Origin of the sequence: Bacteroides fragilis (assembly GCF_019583405.1) — a bacterium.
In the GTDB taxonomy this organism is placed as follows: Bacteria; Bacteroidota; Bacteroidia; order Bacteroidales; family Bacteroidaceae; genus Bacteroides; species Bacteroides fragilis_B.
This window is the reverse complement of the sequence record NZ_SZUU01000006.1, coordinates 214,853-234,041: the sequence shown is the minus strand read 5'-3', so window position 1 is coordinate 234,041 and position 19,189 is coordinate 214,853. Positions and strand designations below refer to the sequence as shown.

Annotated in this window: 11 protein-coding genes and 1 tRNA gene; 8 read left to right on the top strand and 4 right to left on the bottom strand. The window is 45.2% G+C overall.

Annotation, left to right across the window (positions count from 1 at the left end):
• The first annotated feature begins 4 nt into the window (after positions 1-4).
• The 3 genes from FDF36_RS14580 to FDF36_RS14570 all read left to right on the top strand — a co-directional run bounded on the left by FDF36_RS14580 (position 5) and on the right by FDF36_RS14570 (position 6,110).
• Entirely contained in the window at positions 5-958 is a 954-nt protein-coding gene (locus FDF36_RS14580) for a discoidin domain-containing protein (RefSeq protein ID WP_220391827.1), read from the top strand.
• Positions 959-986: 28 nt separating this feature from the next.
• Positions 987-2,438 (top strand): alpha-L-fucosidase, encoded by a 1,452-nt coding sequence (locus tag FDF36_RS14575; protein ID WP_220391826.1) that lies wholly within the window; start codon positions 987-989, stop codon positions 2,436-2,438.
• 117 nt (positions 2,439-2,555) lie between these two features.
• Complete coding sequence (locus tag FDF36_RS14570) at positions 2,556-6,110, top strand: glycoside hydrolase family 2 TIM barrel-domain containing protein (protein ID WP_475647111.1); 3,555 nt, start codon at positions 2,556-2,558, stop codon at positions 6,108-6,110.
• 172 nt (positions 6,111-6,282) lie between these two features.
• Here the strand turns inward: FDF36_RS14570 and aroA are convergent, their stop codons facing one another.
• Positions 6,283-7,521, bottom strand: a complete 1,239-nt coding sequence (aroA, locus tag FDF36_RS14565; RefSeq protein WP_220391824.1) for a 3-phosphoshikimate 1-carboxyvinyltransferase — start codon at positions 7,519-7,521, stop codon at positions 6,283-6,285.
• 284 nt (positions 7,522-7,805) lie between these two features.
• Between aroA and FDF36_RS14560 the strand changes: the two genes are divergently transcribed.
• The 3 genes from FDF36_RS14560 (at position 7,806) to FDF36_RS14550 (ending at position 12,101) form a co-directional block, all read left to right on the top strand.
• Complete coding sequence (locus tag FDF36_RS14560) at positions 7,806-8,681, top strand: helix-turn-helix domain-containing protein (RefSeq protein WP_220391823.1); 876 nt, start codon at positions 7,806-7,808, stop codon at positions 8,679-8,681.
• 11 nt (positions 8,682-8,692) lie between these two features.
• Entirely contained in the window at positions 8,693-9,862 is a 1,170-nt protein-coding gene (locus tag FDF36_RS14555; RefSeq protein ID WP_220391822.1) for a sensor histidine kinase, read from the top strand.
• Between the two features lie 277 nt (positions 9,863-10,139).
• Positions 10,140-12,101, top strand: coding sequence for a family 20 glycosylhydrolase (locus FDF36_RS14550; RefSeq protein ID WP_220391821.1), 1,962 nt, complete (start codon positions 10,140-10,142; stop codon positions 12,099-12,101).
• A gap of 521 nt (positions 12,102-12,622) precedes the next feature.
• On the opposite strand, the gene FDF36_RS14545 is transcribed toward FDF36_RS14550, so the two are convergent.
• The 3 genes from FDF36_RS14545 to aroB form a co-directional block, all read right to left on the bottom strand.
• Complete coding sequence (locus FDF36_RS14545; RefSeq protein ID WP_220391820.1) at positions 12,623-13,711, bottom strand: acyltransferase; 1,089 nt, start codon at positions 13,709-13,711, stop codon at positions 12,623-12,625.
• 305 nt (positions 13,712-14,016) lie between these two features.
• Positions 14,017-14,090: transfer RNA gene (locus FDF36_RS14540), tRNA-Pro, on the bottom strand.
• A 445-nt stretch (positions 14,091-14,535) separates the two neighbouring features.
• Entirely contained in the window at positions 14,536-15,597 is a 1,062-nt protein-coding gene (gene aroB, locus FDF36_RS14535) for a 3-dehydroquinate synthase (RefSeq protein WP_220391819.1), read from the bottom strand.
• A gap of 136 nt (positions 15,598-15,733) precedes the next feature.
• Here aroB and FDF36_RS14530 point away from each other — a divergent pair, with 136 nt between their 5' ends.
• Both FDF36_RS14530 and FDF36_RS14525 read left to right on the top strand, forming a co-directional pair.
• Positions 15,734-16,138 carry a hypothetical protein gene (locus FDF36_RS14530; RefSeq protein ID WP_005784807.1) on the top strand — a complete coding sequence of 135 codons (405 nt, stop codon included), beginning with the start codon at positions 15,734-15,736 and terminating at the stop codon, positions 16,136-16,138.
• Positions 16,139-16,210: 72 nt separating this feature from the next.
• Complete coding sequence (locus tag FDF36_RS14525; RefSeq protein WP_220391818.1) at positions 16,211-19,123, top strand: TonB-dependent receptor; 2,913 nt, start codon at positions 16,211-16,213, stop codon at positions 19,121-19,123.
• Positions 19,124-19,189 lie beyond the last annotated feature (66 nt).

Sequence of the window (19,189 nt, the reverse complement as noted above, 5' to 3'; positions counted from 1 at the left end):
AATCATGAAACAGAACATACTGAAGGCAGCCATTCTGGCTGCCGGATTCTGCTGCACAGTGGGATGCAGTGACAATGACAGCGACCTGACCATCTACATACCCGATGCGGGAACTGCCGTGAAAGCCAATTTCTACATTGAAGACGAGCCGTATGTGCAGATCTTTAATGTGGCCGTTACTCCCGAAACCTATCCGCAACTGACCGAATACGGGCTGCCTAATGATGCTGTGGTACATCTGCAAGCCGATCCGGGTAAGGTAGACGAGTATAACGCGAAGAACGGAACCGAATATGAACTGCTGCCGGAAGCCGCTTACGACCTGACTGAAGAAGTATTGGTAAAAGCCGGGACACCGAAGTCTGAGGACGCCGCAATCACGGTTCATGCAAAAGGTAACATCGAGGCGTTCAAGGAGTATCTGTTGCCCATAAGCATTACTTCGGTGGAGGGAGCGGCAGCCGATCATTGTTGCCAGACCATCTACTTCATCTTCAGAGGATCGATGGATGCCAGCAATATGGAGTTGCTCGACCGCACCGGATGGGAAGCATTGAGTGCTTCGTCCGAAGAACCGAAAGAGGGCGATTGGGGACACAGCGGACTGAAAGAAGCTTGTCTGGATGGCGATCTGAATACTTTCTGGGGTACCGACTGGAGCACTCAGCATCCGCAACCACCTCACTGGATTGTTATTGACCTGAAGAAAACAACCCATATCCAGGGATTTGCTTGCCAGGCACGTGAAGAGGGATATGACGGGCCGAAAGAGGTGACTGTGGAAGTGAGCGATGATAATGCCACCTGGACGGTAGCCGCTAAGTTTAAAGATATTCCGGCACAGGGTGAGTTCCGATCCTTCCTGCCCGCTGCTGTAGATGGACGCTACCTGAAAGTGACCATTACGGCCGTGAACGGCGGACCACATGTGACGGTCAGCGAACTTAATTTATTCTGATATACAAAACTGTAAAATAGACGAACACATGAATCTAAGAAATTTCTTTTTAGCGGCGGGAATCGCTGCTGTAGCGGGACCTGTATGGGGGCAAAAAGCTCCCGAACCCTACGGACTGACTCCCAGTGCGCGACAGGTAGAGTGGTATAACCGTGAGATGATCGCTTTCTTTCACTTCGGGATCAATACCTTTGAGGAGTATGTAAACGAGGGGGACGGACGTGCTCCGGCAGCTATATTCAATCCTACGGCCCTCGATTGCGGGCAGTGGATGCGTACCCTTCAGTCGGCCGGTATCCCCAGTGCCATCATTACAGCCAAACATGCCGATGGGTTTTGCCTCTGGCCCAGTAAATATACGGATTATGGGGTGAAGAACTCTGCCTGGAAGAATGGAAAGGGAGACGTTGTGCGCGAGTTTGTGGATGCTTGCGAGGAGTATGGCATCAAAGCGGGCATCTATCTGGGTCCGCACGACCGGCACGAACATCTTTCTCCTCTTTATACTACGGAGAAGTACAAGCAGTATTATGGTCACCAGTTGGAAGAGCTGATGGGTGACTATGGAAAAGTCTGGGAAACTTGGTGGGACGGTGCCGGAGCAGACGAACTGACTACTCCCGTCTATACTCATTGGTATAAGATTGTGCGAGAGAAGCAACCGGACTGTGTCATTTTCGGGACCAAGAACTCGTATCCTTTTGCAGATGTGCGCTGGATGGGGAACGAATCGGGCAAAGCCGGTGATCCTTGCTGGTCGACTACCGACTCTGTATGCATCAAAGATGAGTGGAAAAATTACGAAGGACTGAACGAGGGAGTAAAAGGCGGCGACGCTTATATCCCGGCCGAGACCGATGTATCCATTCGTCCCAGTTGGTTTTATCATGCAGAGGAAGACAGCCGCGTGAAAAGCGTAAAGGAACTTTGGGACATTTATTGCACTTCTGTCGGTCACAACAGCGTGTTGCTGCTCAACTTCCCACCTGATCGTCGCGGATTGATTCATCCTACCGATTCACTTCATGCTGCCTTGCTGAAGCAGGGATTGGACGAAACCTTCGGGAACAATCTGCTGGCTAAGGCCAAGGTGAAAGCAACGAACGGACGCGGAGGTAAATTCCGTCCGGAGTTCCTGACGGACAACAATAAGGAAACTTATTTTGCCGGCCGGGACGGAGCCAAGACCTCGGACATCGTTTTCACCCTTTCCCGGCAGACAGAGTTTGACTGCCTGATGATTCAGGAAGTGATCGAATTGGGACACCGCACGACGAAGTGGAGTGTGGAGTACTCTAATGATGGCCGTAACTGGACCCCGATACCGGAAGCAACCGATAAGCAGACGGTGGGGTATAAATGGATCGTACGTTTCGAACCGGTAAAAGCCAAACAGGTACGTCTTCGTATCCTCGACGGATTTGCCTGTCCTGCTATCCATACATTCGGAGTGTACAAACAATCGGCTTTATTTCAGTAAAAACAATAGGTAGTTGGGTTGAATATAGGTTTGGGCTGTATCACACAGGCAGACATACGTTTTGTTGGCGGATACAGCCCTTGGTTTTCTTCCCTGCCTTTTCTTAATATCAATAGTATGCTAAATTTTAAACATCTGTTTCTGGTAAGCGTTGCTCTGTGGTCGACAGTAGGAATGGTTCGTGCCCAGGAGTTCGATCCGAAGCAAAGCTACGAGATCCATACCCAGAACGGGCTTGTCCTGGACAATCAGGAGAGTCTGGATTTAGGTGGTAAGATATTTATTTCTAAAAAGGAACCCCATAAAGAGTCGCAGGTCTGGAATCTGATTCCTTGCGGTAATGGCTGCTATTCCATTGTCAGTCCGCTCACTGAACTGGGAATCGACAATAGCGGCAATGGGAGCAAGGAGTGTCCGGTCATCCAATGGGACCCAAATAAAGAAAATCCCAATCAGCAATGGCGTATCACGGCTTTACCCAATGGGAATTATTTGTTCACCAGTGTAGCGAGTGGTTATAATCTGGGCTTCCCGGATGCCGGCCTTGTGGCCGAGCCGGTTTACCAGCTCAAACCGGATGCGCAGAAAATAAGCCAGCAATGGAAAATCGTGAAATCGAATCTGAAAGTGGTGGCTGAGGCTTTTAAAACCCGAAGTGATAATGACTGGGAGAATGAACGGATATTTGCCGTTAACAAAGAAGAAGGGCGTTCCACGTTTGTCCCCTTTGCCGATACGGAAGAGATGAAGGGCGATCCTTCGTACACCCGTCCTTGGATACGCAATCACTCTTCCCGTTATCTGTTGCTCAATGGTGACTGGAAGTTTCATTGGGTAAAGCAACCTTCTGAACGTCCGGTGGATTTCTATAAACCGGGCTATGACGTGTCTGCCTGGAAAGAGATTCCGGTTCCTTCCAATTGGGAGATGCTGGGATACGGCACCCCCATCTATACCAATATCACCTATCCGATACGCAACAATCCACCCTTTATACAGGGACAGAGAGGATATACGGTAGAGAAAGAGCCTAATGCGGTAGGTTCCTATCGGAGGGAATTCTCTCTGCCGGCCGACTGGAAGAATAAAGAAGTGTTTATCCACTTCGATGGAGTGTACAGTGCTATGTATCTGTGGATCAATGGTAAGAAAGTCGGGTATAGTCAGGGTGCCAACAATGATGCCGAGTTCAACATCACACAGTATGTGAAGCCGGGTAAAAACATATTGGCGGTCGAAGTGTATCGCTGGAGTGACGGCAGCTATCTGGAAGACCAGGATATGTTCCGCCTGAGCGGTATCCACCGGGATGTCTATCTGGTGGCGACTCCGAAACTTCGCCTGCGCGACGTGCATCTTACTTCTGTCATTAGTGACCGTTTCGACAAGGCTGACTTATGTGTCAAAGCAGACGTGAAGAACTATGGCAAGTCTGCTGTGAATGCCTCCGTACGCATAGGGCTGCTGGATGCCGATGGCAAAACTTTGCGTACGTTTACAACTGCGGTCGGTAACCTGGCTGCCGGAAAAGAGATCTGTCTGCCTGCAAAAGCAAGTATTCGTGATCCCCAACTCTGGAGCGCCGAAACACCTTATCTGTATACTGTGAATCTGGAATTGCTGGATGCTTCCGGCAAGGTGCTCGAGGCAACTACCCAACAATATGGTTTCCGCAAAATTGAAATACGTGACAATAAAGTGTATATCAATGATGCATTGGTGTTGTTCAAGGGTGCCAATCGTCACGACATTCATCCCCGTTTCGGTAAAGCGGTGCCTGTAGAAAGCATGATAGAGGATATTCTTCTCTTTAAGCGTTTCAACTTGAACACCATTCGTACCAGTCATTATCCGAATGATCCGAAGATGTATGCTCTGTTTGACTACTATGGACTTTACGTGATGGACGAAGCCGATCTGGAATGTCATGGCAACATGATGCTGACCAAGCGGGAAAGTTGGAAAGAAGCCTTTGTAGACCGGGTGGTACGTATGGTGGAACGGGATAAGAATCATCCTTCCGTTATCTTCTGGTCGATGGGGAATGAATCGGGCGGAGGACCCAATTTCGAGGCCGCTTATCAGGCTGCCAGAGAGATTGACGCACGGTTCATCCATTATGAAGGAATGAATGACGTTGCCGATATGGACTCACGGATGTATCCATCCATCGAAAGTATGATAGCTCAGGACAACGAGCCGCGCAATAAACCTTTCTTTCTATGTGAGTATGCACATGCCATGGGAAATGCCGTCGGTAACCTGGAAGAATATTGGGACTACATTGCCAATCAGTCTAAACGCATGATCGGAGGTTGCATCTGGGACTGGGTGGACCAGGGCATCAACAAACCCGGAGAAGCGCCGGACCGTTATTATTTCGGGGGCAGCTTCGGTGATCGTCCCAACGACAATGACTTTTGTTGTAACGGACTGGTGACACCCGACCGTAGGGTTACTCCTAAGTTATGGGAAGTGAAAAAGGTATACCAATATATGACTTTTGAAGAAGTGGGAGAGAACAATGTGGGGTTGCGCAATCATTATTCATTCCTGAATATGCGTCATTTCAACCTGCGTTATGTCATCCTCAAAGACGGGGTGCCTGTTGCGGAAGAAGAGTTCGGGTTGCCTGACGGCAAGCCGGGCGAGCACCGCACGATTCATATTCCTTTCCTCCGCCACTTGACAGAAGATGCCGATTATCACATTAACCTGGAAGTGAAACTGAAAAGTGACTGCGTATGGGCTAAAGCCGGACATGTAGTGGCAACGGAACAGTTCTTGCTGAAGGAGAAGAAACGCAAATCCGAAATGCCGGAACCTTCAGAGCCTTTGCAGGTCATAGAAGAGCGGCAGTATATCCGTTTCCGTGCTCCGGGAACCGAAGTGTCGTTTGATTCGAAGACTGGCATGATGATTGCTCTCCGATATGACGGGCGGAACCTGATACATCGGCAGCAAGGACCGTCACTGAACTGGTATCGTTCTATTAACAATGATCCTCGTGAATGGATTCAGCCAGTGATTACGCTGCGTGGTTTTGACTGGAAGATGGCAGAGGACGGAAAGTCGGCATCCATCCTTTCGGAAATAGAAGTGAAAGTAGGGAAAGTAACCGTTCCTTATACCATCAGATATCAGGTTTACAGTAATGGTGTGGTCGATGTGGCAGCCGACTTTACAACAGGTAGTAACTTTGACCTTCCCCGTCTGGCTTTGCAGATGTTCCTCAATCCCTCGTTAGAACAAGTCGAGTGGTACGGTCGTGGCCCGATGGAGAATTACCGTGACCGGAAGAATGCCGCCTATATCGGGCGTTACCAAACGACTGTCACAGATATGGCGGAACATTATGCACGTGCGCAAACAATGGGTGGACGTACGGATACTCGTTGGTTGTCACTGACCGACGACCGGGGGAAAGGGCTTAGGATCACCGCAACGGATGCGGTTGACTTCAGTGCTCAGCACTATACGGACAAAGATCTGTGGCAAGTGAAGTATGGGCACGATTTGCCCGACATTCGCCGTGCGGAGGTTGTTCTCAATCTGGACTGCATTCAGAGGGGATTGGGCAACGCCAGTTGCGGACCCGGACCCCGTCCCCATTATGAGATACGGAAAGATACGGTTTACAGCTATTCCTTCCGGATGGAGCCGTTGAGATAATGAACATTGGTCCGGCTGCAAAAGAAACCGCTCTGCAGCTCCTGATGTTGATTATTCTTGAAGTTATTGCACCCTGCCTCCCGAAGTCGGAACTTTGTGGAGGCAGGGTTTACTTTTTACCGGAATCGGTCTTGGGAGGTGCTCTGTGATGGGGCTGGAGATGTTTCCGTATTCAGCTTTCTGTGACATGCGCCTCGATCATAAAACCGGCTTTGCGTAAATCGTCCCAATATCCGGGATATGACTTGGATACGACCTGCGGCTCATCGATCTGTATTGTCGGATAATGAATCGCTGCCGGGGCAAAAGCCATGGCCATGCGGTGATCTTCATACGTCTTTATAACGGGACATGCCTGCGGCTCTATGCGTTCGCCGTTCCAATACAGAATGCTGTTATCCTCGTCGTGTAACACATACCCCAGTTTCTTCATTTCCGCTTTGAGGGCCTCGATGCGGTCTGTCTCTTTGATTTTGAGGCTTTGTAGCCCGGTGAACCGGAAAGGGACATCGAGTAACGCACAAGTCACGACAAACGTCTGTGCCAAATCCGGAATGTCGACGAAATCTTCGTCCAGCCGTTTGACATAACTGCCGTTTTTTCTCAGCCGTATGCCTTCTTCCGTATATTCGGTTTCTATTCCCAGCCGGGCAAATACCTCCGCTCCCCGGCTGTCGCCCTGATAGCTGTGGCGGAACAGTCCGGTCAGTTCAATATCCGCTTCGGAAGATAAGGCAGCCATCTGATACCAGTAAGAGGCTGCGCTCCAGTCGCTCTCTACGGTAAACGGGACGCAGCGGTAAGGTTCCGGTTCGACCGAGATGCTCTGGTCCGACGTCCACCGGGCCGATGCACCGAAGTCCTTCATCAGTTGCAGGGTCAGGTTGATATACGGGCGCGAGACGACCTCACCTGTCAGCCGGAGCTGCAAACCGTTTTTCAGGATCGGCCCGATCATCAGCAAGGCCGAAATGTATTGTGAACTCACGTTGCCTTTCAATGTAATTTCGTTGCCGGCCAGCGGTGCCCCTTCGATCCGCAGGGGCGGGAAACCCTCGTTGCGGGTATATTCGATACTGGCTCCCAGTTCCCGCAAGGCGTTCACCAATATCTGTATGGGACGCTGCTGCATCCGTTCCGTCCCGGTGATGATGTGAGTGCCCGGCGTACTGCTCAGATAGGCTGTCAGGAAGCGCATAGCCGTTCCCGCGGCAAGGATGTCGATTACTTCCCCGCCCTCTGTCAGAGCCTTGACCATGACCCTTGTGTCGTCACAGTCGGACAAGTTCGAAAGCACGTCATTGCCCTTCGACAGTGCATGGATGATAAGCGCACGGTTGCTGATACTTTTTGACGCCGGAAGCTGGATGGTGGCCTTTATGTGCGAAGGCGCTGAGAGTAGATAACGCATGATCTTTGTTGCTATAGTTATATTTGGTTGCAAAAATAGGAAATCTATTCTTTTCCGTCCCTATCCCTTTCTTAAAATATTAAAGATATGAACGGAATCCAATATACATTAACAGGGCGAACAAACAGATGTGGAATAGGTTGTTTATAGGCTTATAGACATTTTGTTTATAAAAAAATGTCAAGAAGAGCCCCCATATTTCCGTATTGTGATACCAAAAGTCTTGTGCGGTAACGGGGTTAGCATAGTTATTTTACTTTTGTATCAACAATGAAAGAATTCTGATGCCAAACAGGGATAGTGAGAAATTGATAACAGATAGTTATGCCACGACTTTATTGGGGGATGAACTCATGGTTTGTGAGAATATGAAGCACATTCGTGTGACCTCTGCTCCTTCCTATACTGAAGCCGGAATGATTATTTTATGTTTGAGAGGGACCGCTAAGGTTTGTATCTTTGACAATATCCACATTCTTACGAAGAACGAACTGGCAGTTATTCTGCCTGGGCAATTGGTTTCGATAACCGAGTTGAGCAGTGATTTTCTTTGTGATATAGTTGTGCTGTCGCGTGCGCTCTTTGATGATACGTTAAGTGGATTCAATCGCTTTTCTCCTCTTTTCTTTGTTTACATGAGAAGCCATTATTGGCATGAATTAACAAAAGAAGAGATTGAACGGTTCAAGCTTTTTTACGAATCACTCTCACAACGGGCAAAGGATCCTACCCATTTTTTCAGGAGGGAGTCCGTGTTGTTATTGCTGAGAATCTTCTATCTGGATATCTATAACGAATATTACAGTAACTCTCATTTGATGAAAGGAGGTTCGGATATGGGTAAGAGTAAACTGGCGCACGATTTTTTCTGTTTGATTATGCAGCATTATCGGGAACACAAGGATGTCGCTTTCTATGCCGACAAGTTGTGTATCACTTCGAAGTATCTGTCAATGGTAATAAAAGAGGCGAGCGGAAAAACGGCAAAAGATTGGATTGTAGAGTATGCTATATTGGAGATCAAAGCCATGCTGAAGAATTCTACTATGAATATACAAGAAATATCTATTAAGACAAATTTTGCGAATCAGTCGTCATTGGGGCGTTTTTTTAGAAAACACACAGGGATGACGCTTACAGAATATCGTATGTATCAATAAATAATGTCTGAATGAAACAAGAAGAACAAATTGAGTTGTTGCGGACCCGGAGGATGCTGGATAAAGTGAACCGTAAGTTGTTGATGACTCTTGGAGTTGCGGAGGTTTTCCCATGGAAATGGGGACTGGCAGAGCATATGGTCTGGTTTGATGCTCGTCCCTCAGATGACCCTGTAGGGTGGGAAATATTTCACAATAATTCATTTCCGGTTTCTATAGCGCGCGTTTATCGAGGTATATACAAGAAGGATCGCCTTCGGGTTATTGAGGCCTGTCGGAGATTACTGAAGGGTAAAGTGGGTAAAGTGGTGGTAGAACTTCGTTTTTGGGCCCAAAAGAGAGGTGGATTGGCATTGGAATGGTTGGAGATGCATGCTATTCCCGGGAAGGTCGATGCGAATGGCAGAGTGCTGACAGTAGAGGGAACGCTGATGTCGATTACCAAGCGAAAAGTTCTGGAAGAAGAACTGACAGTAGCCAAGGAGAAGGCGGAAGAAGCCAATCGGCTCAAAGCGGCATTGATTGCTAATATGAATCATGAGATACGTACACCTTTGAATGCGATTGTCGGCTTTGCATCCTTGCTCTCTATCGTAGATAACGAAAAAGAACAGCAAGAGTATATTGGATTGATACAGAGTAATACTGGGCATCTTTTGCGATTGATGAATGACGTGATTGATCTCTCCAATATTGAGTCGGGTATCATGGATATAGTCAGTTCGGATGTTGCTCTTGATCCATTGATGAAAGAGATAGAACAGATATATGGCCTCAAAGCGGAAGCACGTGATCTGCTTTTGGCTTGGGATCGGGAGCAATCGAGTGCTCACATCTATACAGATCGGGACAGGCTGATACAGATATTGGAGCACTTATTGGATAATGCTATTAAATTTACAACAAAGGGGACCGTTCGTTGGGGTTATCAAGAGAAAGAGAATGGTCAAATTAGGTTTTATGTGACGGATACCGGATGCGGCATTCCTAACGATAAAAAGGAAGTGATATTTGAACGATTTGTGAAACTTGATAGCTTTACCCAAGGGCTTGGACTGGGATTGTCCCTATGTAAAATTATTATTGAGCGTATGCACGGGACGATTGGAGTGGAATCGGAAGTTGGAGAAGGATCGACTTTCTGGTTTACTATCCCCAATTTGTCCGATAATCATATTTAAAATCTACGGATGAGTGACCGTGAGGTTCCCTGAGAAGGACTTCTGTAGCAAGTTGGTGTTTGCCATCAGCTTGATGTTTGTTTTGTTTGTGATGAGGTCACTGTTTCAGCGGAAACAAAGACCCCGTGTTGGTACTTCAGCGGATATGTGATTTTGTCTGCCGGGGTGCCAACTTTCTTTTATTTTGAACAGAATGTTGTACAATCGATAGATTTGCATTACTTTTGGTTCCGCAATCGGATGTCCGGTTGAATTAACCCTTTTATAACGACACGATATGAAACTTGTTAACCGATTCTTTATGATTCTTGTGGCACTATGCCTGGTTTGTCCCGGCATCAGTGCAGTTGTTAATCCCAAACCTTTTGTGATTCCCGAACTGAAAGAGTGGAAAGGTGCCGAAGGAGTGTTTGTGCCTACCGAAGCTACAAAGATTGTCTGTCCCGCCAATCAGCCGGAACTGTTGCGCATAGCCCGTATGCTGGCCGATGATTGTGAAACAATGTTCGGCTATAAACCCGAAGTGGTACAGGGCAAAGGCGGAGCCGGCGATGTGATCCTTGCCATCCGCTCAGATAAAAAGTTGGGTAAAGAAGGTTATACGGTAAAAGTAACCGACCGTATCTTGCTGACTGCTCCCGAAAGCATAGGCGTATATTGGGGAACCCGTACTTTGCTCCAGATTGCGGAACAAAGTGAAAACCACCAGTTCCCGAAAGGAACTTTGCGCGATTTTCCTGACTATGCCGTGCGTGGCTTCATGATAGACTGCGGACGTAAGTTTATTCCTCTTGCTTTCCTTCAGGACTATGTGAAGATCATGGCTTATTACAAGATGAATACTTTGCAGATTCACTTGAATGATAATGGCTTTAAGCAGTATTTTGAACATGATTGGTCGAAGACTTATGCTGCGTTCCGTCTGGAGTCGGATACGTATCCCGGACTGGCTGCCGAAGATGGATATTACACCAAACGTGAATTTATCGACTTGCAAAAGCTGGCTGAGAATCTTTATGTAGAGATCATTCCCGAGATTGATGCTCCGGCACATACCCTTGCTTTTACACATTATAAACCGGAGATCGGCAGCAAAGAATATGGCATGGATCACCTCGACTTGTTCAATCCTGAAACCTATAAGTTTATGGATGGTCTCTTTAAAGAATATCTGGAAGGAGATGAACCGGTATTCCGTGGAAAGAAAGTGCATATCGGTACTGATGAATATTCTAATAAGAAGAAAGATGTGGTAGAGAAGTTCCGTGCTTTCACTGACCACTACATCCGCTATGTAGAGAGCTTTGGCAAACAGGCTTGTGTATGGGGAGCACTGACACATGCCAAAGGTGATACACCGGTGAAATCGGAGAATGTGATCATGAGTGCCTGGTACAATGGCTATGCCAATCCGAAAGACATGATCGAGCAGGGATATAAGCTGATCAGTATTCCTGATGGGCTGGTATACATCGTTCCGGCTGCCGGATACTATTATGACTACCTGAACACGAAGTATCTGTATGAGAACTGGACTCCTGTACACATCGGCAAAGCAGTTTTCCCGGAGAAAGACCCTTCTATCCTCGGTGGTATGTTTGCCGTATGGAACGATCATGTAGGCAACGGTATCTCGACAAAAGATATTCACCACCGTGTTTATCCGGCTTTGCAGACCTTGGCTGTGAAGATGTGGACAGGAAAAGATACGTCTGTTCCCTATGCCGACTTCGACAAACAACGCAATGTCCTCAGTGAGGCTCCGGGTGTGAACCAACTCGGGCGTATCGGTACAGCACCGGGATTGGTGTATGAACAGGCTTCCGTTGCTCCGGGTAGCAAGACACCCCATCGCGAAATCGGATACGACTATCTGGTAACATTCGACATTGACGGAGCCGACGAAGCAAAGGGTACGGAACTGTTCCGTTCGCCGGATGCCGTATTTTATCTTTCCGATCCGATCCGCGGTATGTTGGGTTTTGCCCGTGACGGTTATTTGAATACCTTTAGTCACCGTATTCACAAAGGTGAGAAAGCGACCATCGGTATCAGTGGTGACAATAAGTCGACCCGCTTGCTTATCAACGGTCAGGTGGTAGAGGAAATGAATACTCAGAAACTTTACTATAATGCCGGAAAGGATTCTATGAATTATGTCCGTACTTTGGTTTTCCCATTAGAGAAAGCCGGGAAGTTTGATAGTAAGATAACAAATTTGAAAGTTTATAAGAAATAAGACAGTAACCTGAATAAAGAGAGGGAGTTTAGCTGCGTGCTTGGCTCCCTTTCTTGGTTTTCGGAGAGGCTGTATGAAGAAAATAATCTCTTCCGTTCCCACCTGAATCTTGCTTTTGGTAACTTTGTCCCTCGGATGGAGCATAAAGTTCCACGAGACGAATGAAACAGAAATACAGAAAGCCCCGTTTTGAGCCCTTTCAGGGTATACTAACCAAACTTCCGCTCTTCCGCCAGCCACGAATATAAACGTTATCAGAACATGTTGGAACGGGATGCTATTACTCGTCAGCAATATGAGGCGATGAAAACGGAATCTGAAGTATCTATACTTTTTATCTTTATATATTCAGAGTTGAGCCCCTGTCAGGTGTATTCCGGACAGGGGCTCACTGTTATTTGTTTTTAGAATAAAAAAATGATCTGATTCAGAGAATTGTATATCTCTGATTATTAGTTATCTGATTTGTACCCTATGGTATTTGCAACATTCAATTTTGTAACAGTTCCCATAGCGGATATTTATCCTATTATCCATTTACTGCCTGGGATGAATGAGATAATCTTTGCAGTTACGAAGCAGCAGATGAATGTACTAACAGCGATACATGGTATGGCAACGACAGCAGGAAATGCCAGTGTATGTTTGAAGACTGTAGCCCATAATCCGAGCCAGAATATGTGCATCAGATACATACCGTAGCTGAGCTTTGACATTTCTGTTATGATTCGTGGAGCTTTTGAGTTATTGATGCACGTAAACATGAGGAACGTACCCGCTGTGAGCAGTACACAGTTGATTGTACAGAAGGCCCATCCTATTTCTATTACGGGTGTAGAAAGAATTTCACCAGGTATAGCCTGGCTATAGAATGAATAGATGGTTAATACAGCTCCTATAACCATTGAAATGGTTCCTATGATGAAACGTTTCGAACGACTCCACGTAAGGTGAGTATGTATATAATGTGCCAGCACGAGGTAACCTAAATAGCCTGAGAAGTACCATAGCATGTGATATTCGTTCCAGAAACATTGTCCCCATACTTCACCGCACCAACGGTTGAGATAGGGTATGCATGTTGATAACAGAAACAATCCGATGAAGAAACGTTCTTCTTTTGCCGAGGCTTTTCTCAGCCATGGAGATATTATAGGTATGAATAGATAAAGACTGATTAAAGGATACATGAACCACAGGTGTCCGGCCAGTGTCGGGAAGTTCAGGAATATCCGCGACAGATCTGTTAATGATGTCTCTCCGTTTATCTGTCCCCACAACATTGGCAAGGTGCTGTATAATACCATGAATATGAAAAATGGTGGTATGATACGAAGGAATCGCTGGCGATAAAATTGCCATGTAGTTTGTTCTTCTTTCATCGGAGCAAGAAGAAAGGCGGAGACAATCATGAATAATGGTACTGCCATGCGTGAAAAGCCATCGTATACAGCTACCCACAAGCGGTCTGCCTCACTGGCTAAATAAGATTGCGGTCCGGCCATATCTGTGGATCCGGCGGCACCGTAGAAATTTTCACTGGCGTGTACGATCATAACGAGGAAGCACGCGAATACGCGTACATAATCTAAAAAAACAATGCGTTTCATTTTTGTTTGAGTTTTCTTGTTAATAAGACGATTTTTATTTTGTGTTTTTATGCGAAGTATCCATTTATAATGGACATACCCCGTTTATTTTCCGGATGCTGTTTTATTTGGGGCAAAGATAGAAAAAAACTTGAGATACTGAGTAATATGTGGAAATAATCAGGGGAATTGCATTGAATATTCAACGTTCTGCTTTTTCTCTATTTGCAGTGTAGGTGTTGTAACGGTAAAAATGAGAATCAAACTATCAGATAAAAAGAAAAGGAGTTAAGTTTGATTCTTAACTCCTTATTTCATTCAATTCGTCGGGATGACAAGATTCGAACTTGCGACCACACGCCCCCCAGACGCGTACTCTACCGGGCTGAGCTACATCCCGAATTGCGAGTGCAAAAGTAGAATTTTATTTTTAATAAGCAAAATATTCGGATGATTTATTTCTCCTTTATAGCATTTTTCATGCTTAGAGAGTAGAGGTTTTGGGTGAAACGATCCATTAACATTGTTAATCTGAATATGAGATAATAAAACTCTTCTTTGCAAAAGATTTGTTTCTTGACGTTAGAGAACAAGTCTTTTATCGACCAAACCTTTGTTTTAACATTGTGTTAAAACAAAGGTTTGGAGAACAGATCACTATCCATTTAAATGATTAGTAAATAATGTATTATACTAATATGTCCTGATACCCCTTGGGATTGTTAAGGCGGGTGGTCATTCGTATTAGTTGTGATTTTCGCAATCTGCCGATTCGTCTTATGCTTCTTATGTGGTACTTCATTTATTCATGATCGGAAGTGGATACCTCTGTCACGATGCCTGCTTTACATACCCATGCACTCCCGATAGAAGTCGAACATTTCGAAAATAGTATCTTTGTCCGTTGTCTGGTTGATACTTATATCGCCGATTTCTTTCAGAAGTGTGAAGTTTATGACACCTGCATTGTTTTTCTTATCATGTTGCATGAATTTGTATAAACGATCGTATTGCTTACAGTCGAACGGGAAAGCTCCATAATTATCTTTTATGAATAGGATGGTCTGGCGCATTTTATCCTTCGGGAAGCCGGCTTTGAGATGTGACAGATAGAGTTCACAAACAATGCCCCAAGCTACGGCATATCCGTGAAGAACCGGACGATTTTCGGCAAGTGCCAGACTTTCAAAGGCGTGTCCTACGGTATGTCCCAGGTTTAATGCTTTACGGATGCCATGTTCGAATGGGTCTTGTTTCACTATATCTTCTTTCACTTGTACGGAGTGACCTACCAATTTTTTCAGATATCCGTAATCCATCTTCTCCGTATCGAATGCAAGTAGTTCAGCCCAATGGGAGGTGTTGCTGATCAGGCCGTGTTTTAGCATCTCGGCGTATCCTGAAAAGAAATTATGTGCATCGAGTGTACGGAGAAACTCTGTTTCGATTAATACACTTGCTGCCGGTGCAAAGGCACCTATCTCGTTTTTCAATCCGTTGAAATTAATGCCGGTTTTCCCGCCAACAGAAGCATCTACCATTGCCAGCAAGGTGGTGGGAATATTGATATAGGCAATGCCGCGTTTGAAGGTTGCGGCTGCAAATCCACCTAAATCAGTGACCATTCCGCCCCCGAGATTGATGAGGAGCGAGTGACGGGTGGCGCCTTTTTCACTTAATACCTGCCAGACAGAGGCCAGGGTTTCGAGTGTTTTATGTACGTCTTCGGCTCCGATAGTGATTTCTACAGCATCTTTCAGGACTGATAAGCCTGCCAGTTGAGAGAGGCAGAGATGGTGAGTATGATCGTCAGTGAGAATGAACAGGCGGTCGTGTGGGCAGTTGTCGATGGCACGTTTAAGACTGCTTTCCAGATCTTCACAAAGGATGACTTCTTGTTTACTCATAATGGTTCAATGTTTTTTTATGTACTGCAAAGATAGGAGTTCGGAGATAAATAGTGAAACTTAGCACTTAAAAATGTAAAACATGGGGTTCTGTTTATGAGAAAAAGCTATCTTTGTGACATTAAATTTAGATAAGATGAAAGCATTATTACCTGTATTCTGTCGTCCTTTAGGATATGTGATTCTTGTTATTTCTATGTTTATTCCATTCCTGTTATTGATGCAGGGAATGGTAACGGACAGTAACTTATTATTTTATAAAGAGTGTATTAAGCTGCTGATGATATTGGGAGCAATGATGATTATTTTTGCTTTATCACGTAATGAAGGTCGTGAGACAGAGATTATACGGAACAAAGCTACTCGTAATGCTATTTTTCTGACTGTACTTTTTTTGTTTGGCGGGATGCTTTATCGGGTAGCAACGGGAGATATCATGACCGTAGATACCTCTTCTTTTCTTATTTTTCTTATTATCAATGTGCTCTGCCTTGAATTTGGTATGCAAAAAGCGCGAATCGATAAAATCTTTAAAAGATAATTGTGTTTAAATTAAACCTTTTGCCTTGAAGGTTGTCAAACAAACGATTGTTATTATTCAACCTACAGGCAAATGAAGAAACTATTGATCTGGACGGTGTTGCTGCTGACAGCTACCCTATCCACTTATGCGCAAAACAAAATTGTAACCGTATCGGGCCGTGTAATAGAGGCCGGTACGAAGGAACCGGTCGAACTCGCTGCTGTGCAGTTATTATCTCTCCCTGACAGTGCTCAGGTAGCGGGTATGACCACTTCGACACAAGGCTACTTTTCTTTATCCAAGCAGAAACCGGGAAAATATCTGCTTAAAGTATCTTTCATCGGGTATGTCACCAAAATTATTCCTGTGCAGCTAACAGCTAATGTTCCTGCAAAAAAAATGGGGAATATTGAACTGGCAACTGATGCTGTCATGCTGCAAGAAGCGGTTGTGGTAGCAGAAGCTCCGCAAGTGACGGTTGTAGAAGATACGTTAATGTACAATTCCAGTGCTTACCGTACACCTGAGGGGGCTATGCTGGAAGAATTGGTCAAGAAACTTCCGGGCGCTGAAATTGATGATGACGGTAATGTAAAAATCAATGGTAAGGATCTGAAGAAAATTATGGTTGATGGTAAGGAGTTTTTCGGTGGAGACGTGAAAACCGGTTTGAAGAATCTTCCGGTAGACATGGTCGATAAGCTGAAAACTTATGATAAAAAGTCGGATCTGGCACGTGTGACGGGGATTGATGACGGTGAAGAAGAAACGGTACTCGACTTGACTGTAAAAAAAGGAATGAATCAGGGATGGTTCGGCAATGCAGATTTGGGAGCCGGTACTAAAGACCGCTATACTGGACGAATGATGCTGAACCGCTTTGTCGATAAAACCCAGTTCTCCATTATAGGCTCGGCGAATAATGTAAATGATCAGGGATTCTCCGGAGGGGGAGGCGGTCCGCGCTGGCGTAGTAACAATGGTTTGAATGCTACTAAAATGTTGGGTGCCAACTTTGCGACTCAGACCAACAAGCTCGAACTGGGAGGTAGTGTACGATATAACTTCCAGGATGCTGACATCTCAAGCATCAATTCTTCCGAGCGTTTTCTTCAGAATGGTAATTCATATTCTAATTCGAATAATAAGAACCGGAATAAGGGGACAAACGTGAATGCTGACTTTCGTATGGAGTGGAAACCGGATACGTTGACAAACATTATTTTTCGCCCGAATTTTTCTTATGGAAGAACCAATAATGCTTCTCTCTCGGAATCGGGAACCTTCAATGAAGATCCTTTCAATTTGGTGGCAAATCCGAATGATTATCTGAATTTTGACAATCTTTCCGATGATCCCTTGAAAGATATCCGTGTAAATGCTACTAACAGTGCTTCGCTGTCTAAAGGGAATAGCTTGTCGGGAAATGCCACTTTGCAGGTTAACCGGAAATTGAATAATAGAGGTCGTAACCTGACTTTCCGTGGGGTCTTCGGTTATGGAAATAATGATAACGACCAATACACACAGTCTGAAACACGCTATTATCAATTGTTGAATCATTTGGGAGGTGACTCTATCCTGTACCGTAATCAATATATTACAACTCCTACACGCAATTATAACTATACGGCCCAAGTTACTTATAGTGAACCGATTGCCAAGGCTACTTTCTTGCAGTTCAGTTATCAGTTTCAGTATAAATACAGCAAGAGTGACAAGACCACGTTCGATTTGCTCGATTATCCGGACTGGGCTATCGGGGGAGCTCTCCCCTCCGGGTATGAGTCTCATGCAGTGGACAGCTTGAGTAAGAATGCTGAATATCGTTATTATAACCATGATGCTTCAGTGGGGGTGCGTTTCATTCGTCCGAAGTATCAGTTGAATGTAGGCATGTCTTTCCAACCACAGAACTCTACCTTGTCTTATAAGAAAGGAGACTATATGATTGATACAACACGTACTGTATTCAACTTCGCACCGAATATGGACTTGCGTTTCCGTTTCTCAAAGGTGAGTCAGTTGCGTTTCACTTATCGGGGACGTAGCAATCAGCCGACTATGGAGAACTTGTTGCCTATAACCGATAACTCCAATCCGTTGAATATACGTATGGGTAATCCCGGATTGAAGCCTTCTTTTGCACATACGATGCGTTTGTTCTATAATACATATAATGCAGAGAAACAGCGTGGAATCATGACTCATTTTAGCTTTACAGCTACACAAAACAGCATCAGTAACAGTACTCGCTATAATGAAGAAACCGGTGGATTGATTACACGACCGGAGAATATCAATGGTAACTGGAATGCGTTCGGTATGTTCGGTTTCAATACAGCTTTAAAGAATAAGAAGTATACGATTAATACTTTCACTAATGTTAATTACCAGAATAATGTGGCGTTCCTTTATAATCAGGATACGAAAAACAATGATAGAAATACAAGTACAGGTCTGACATTAGGTGAGAGAGTAACAGGTTCCTATCGTAATGATTGGTTTGAATTTTCTTTGAACGGTTCGATCAATTACACAGCCGAACGCAATAAACTTCGTCCGGAGAATAATCAAGAACCTTATACGTATTCTTACGGAGCAAGTACCAATATTACGATGCCTTGGAAAATGACTTTGGCTACTAACATCGCCAATCAAAGTCGTCGCGGCTATCGTGACTCAAGCATGAACCGTGACGAACTTATCTGGAATGCACAACTTGCTCAGTCATTGCTGAAAGGTGCTGCTACTGTTAGTTTTGAGGTTTATGATATTTTGAGACAACAGAGCAACATCAGCCGTTCGTTGTCAGCCGATATGCGTTCGGTATCCGAATATAACGGTATTAATAGTTACTGTATGGTACACTTTATCTACCGTCTGAATATCTTCGGCAGTAAAGCTGCTCGAGAAAAGATGATGAATAGTGGTAGAAGAGGTTTTGGTGGACCCGGTAGAGGTCCCGGCGGTGGCTTTGGTGGCGGACATCCCCGCTTTTAATAAGATATCTTGTTAACACAGGCAAATCCCTCCGGACTGATGCAAAATCTCTTTAATTTTGTATCG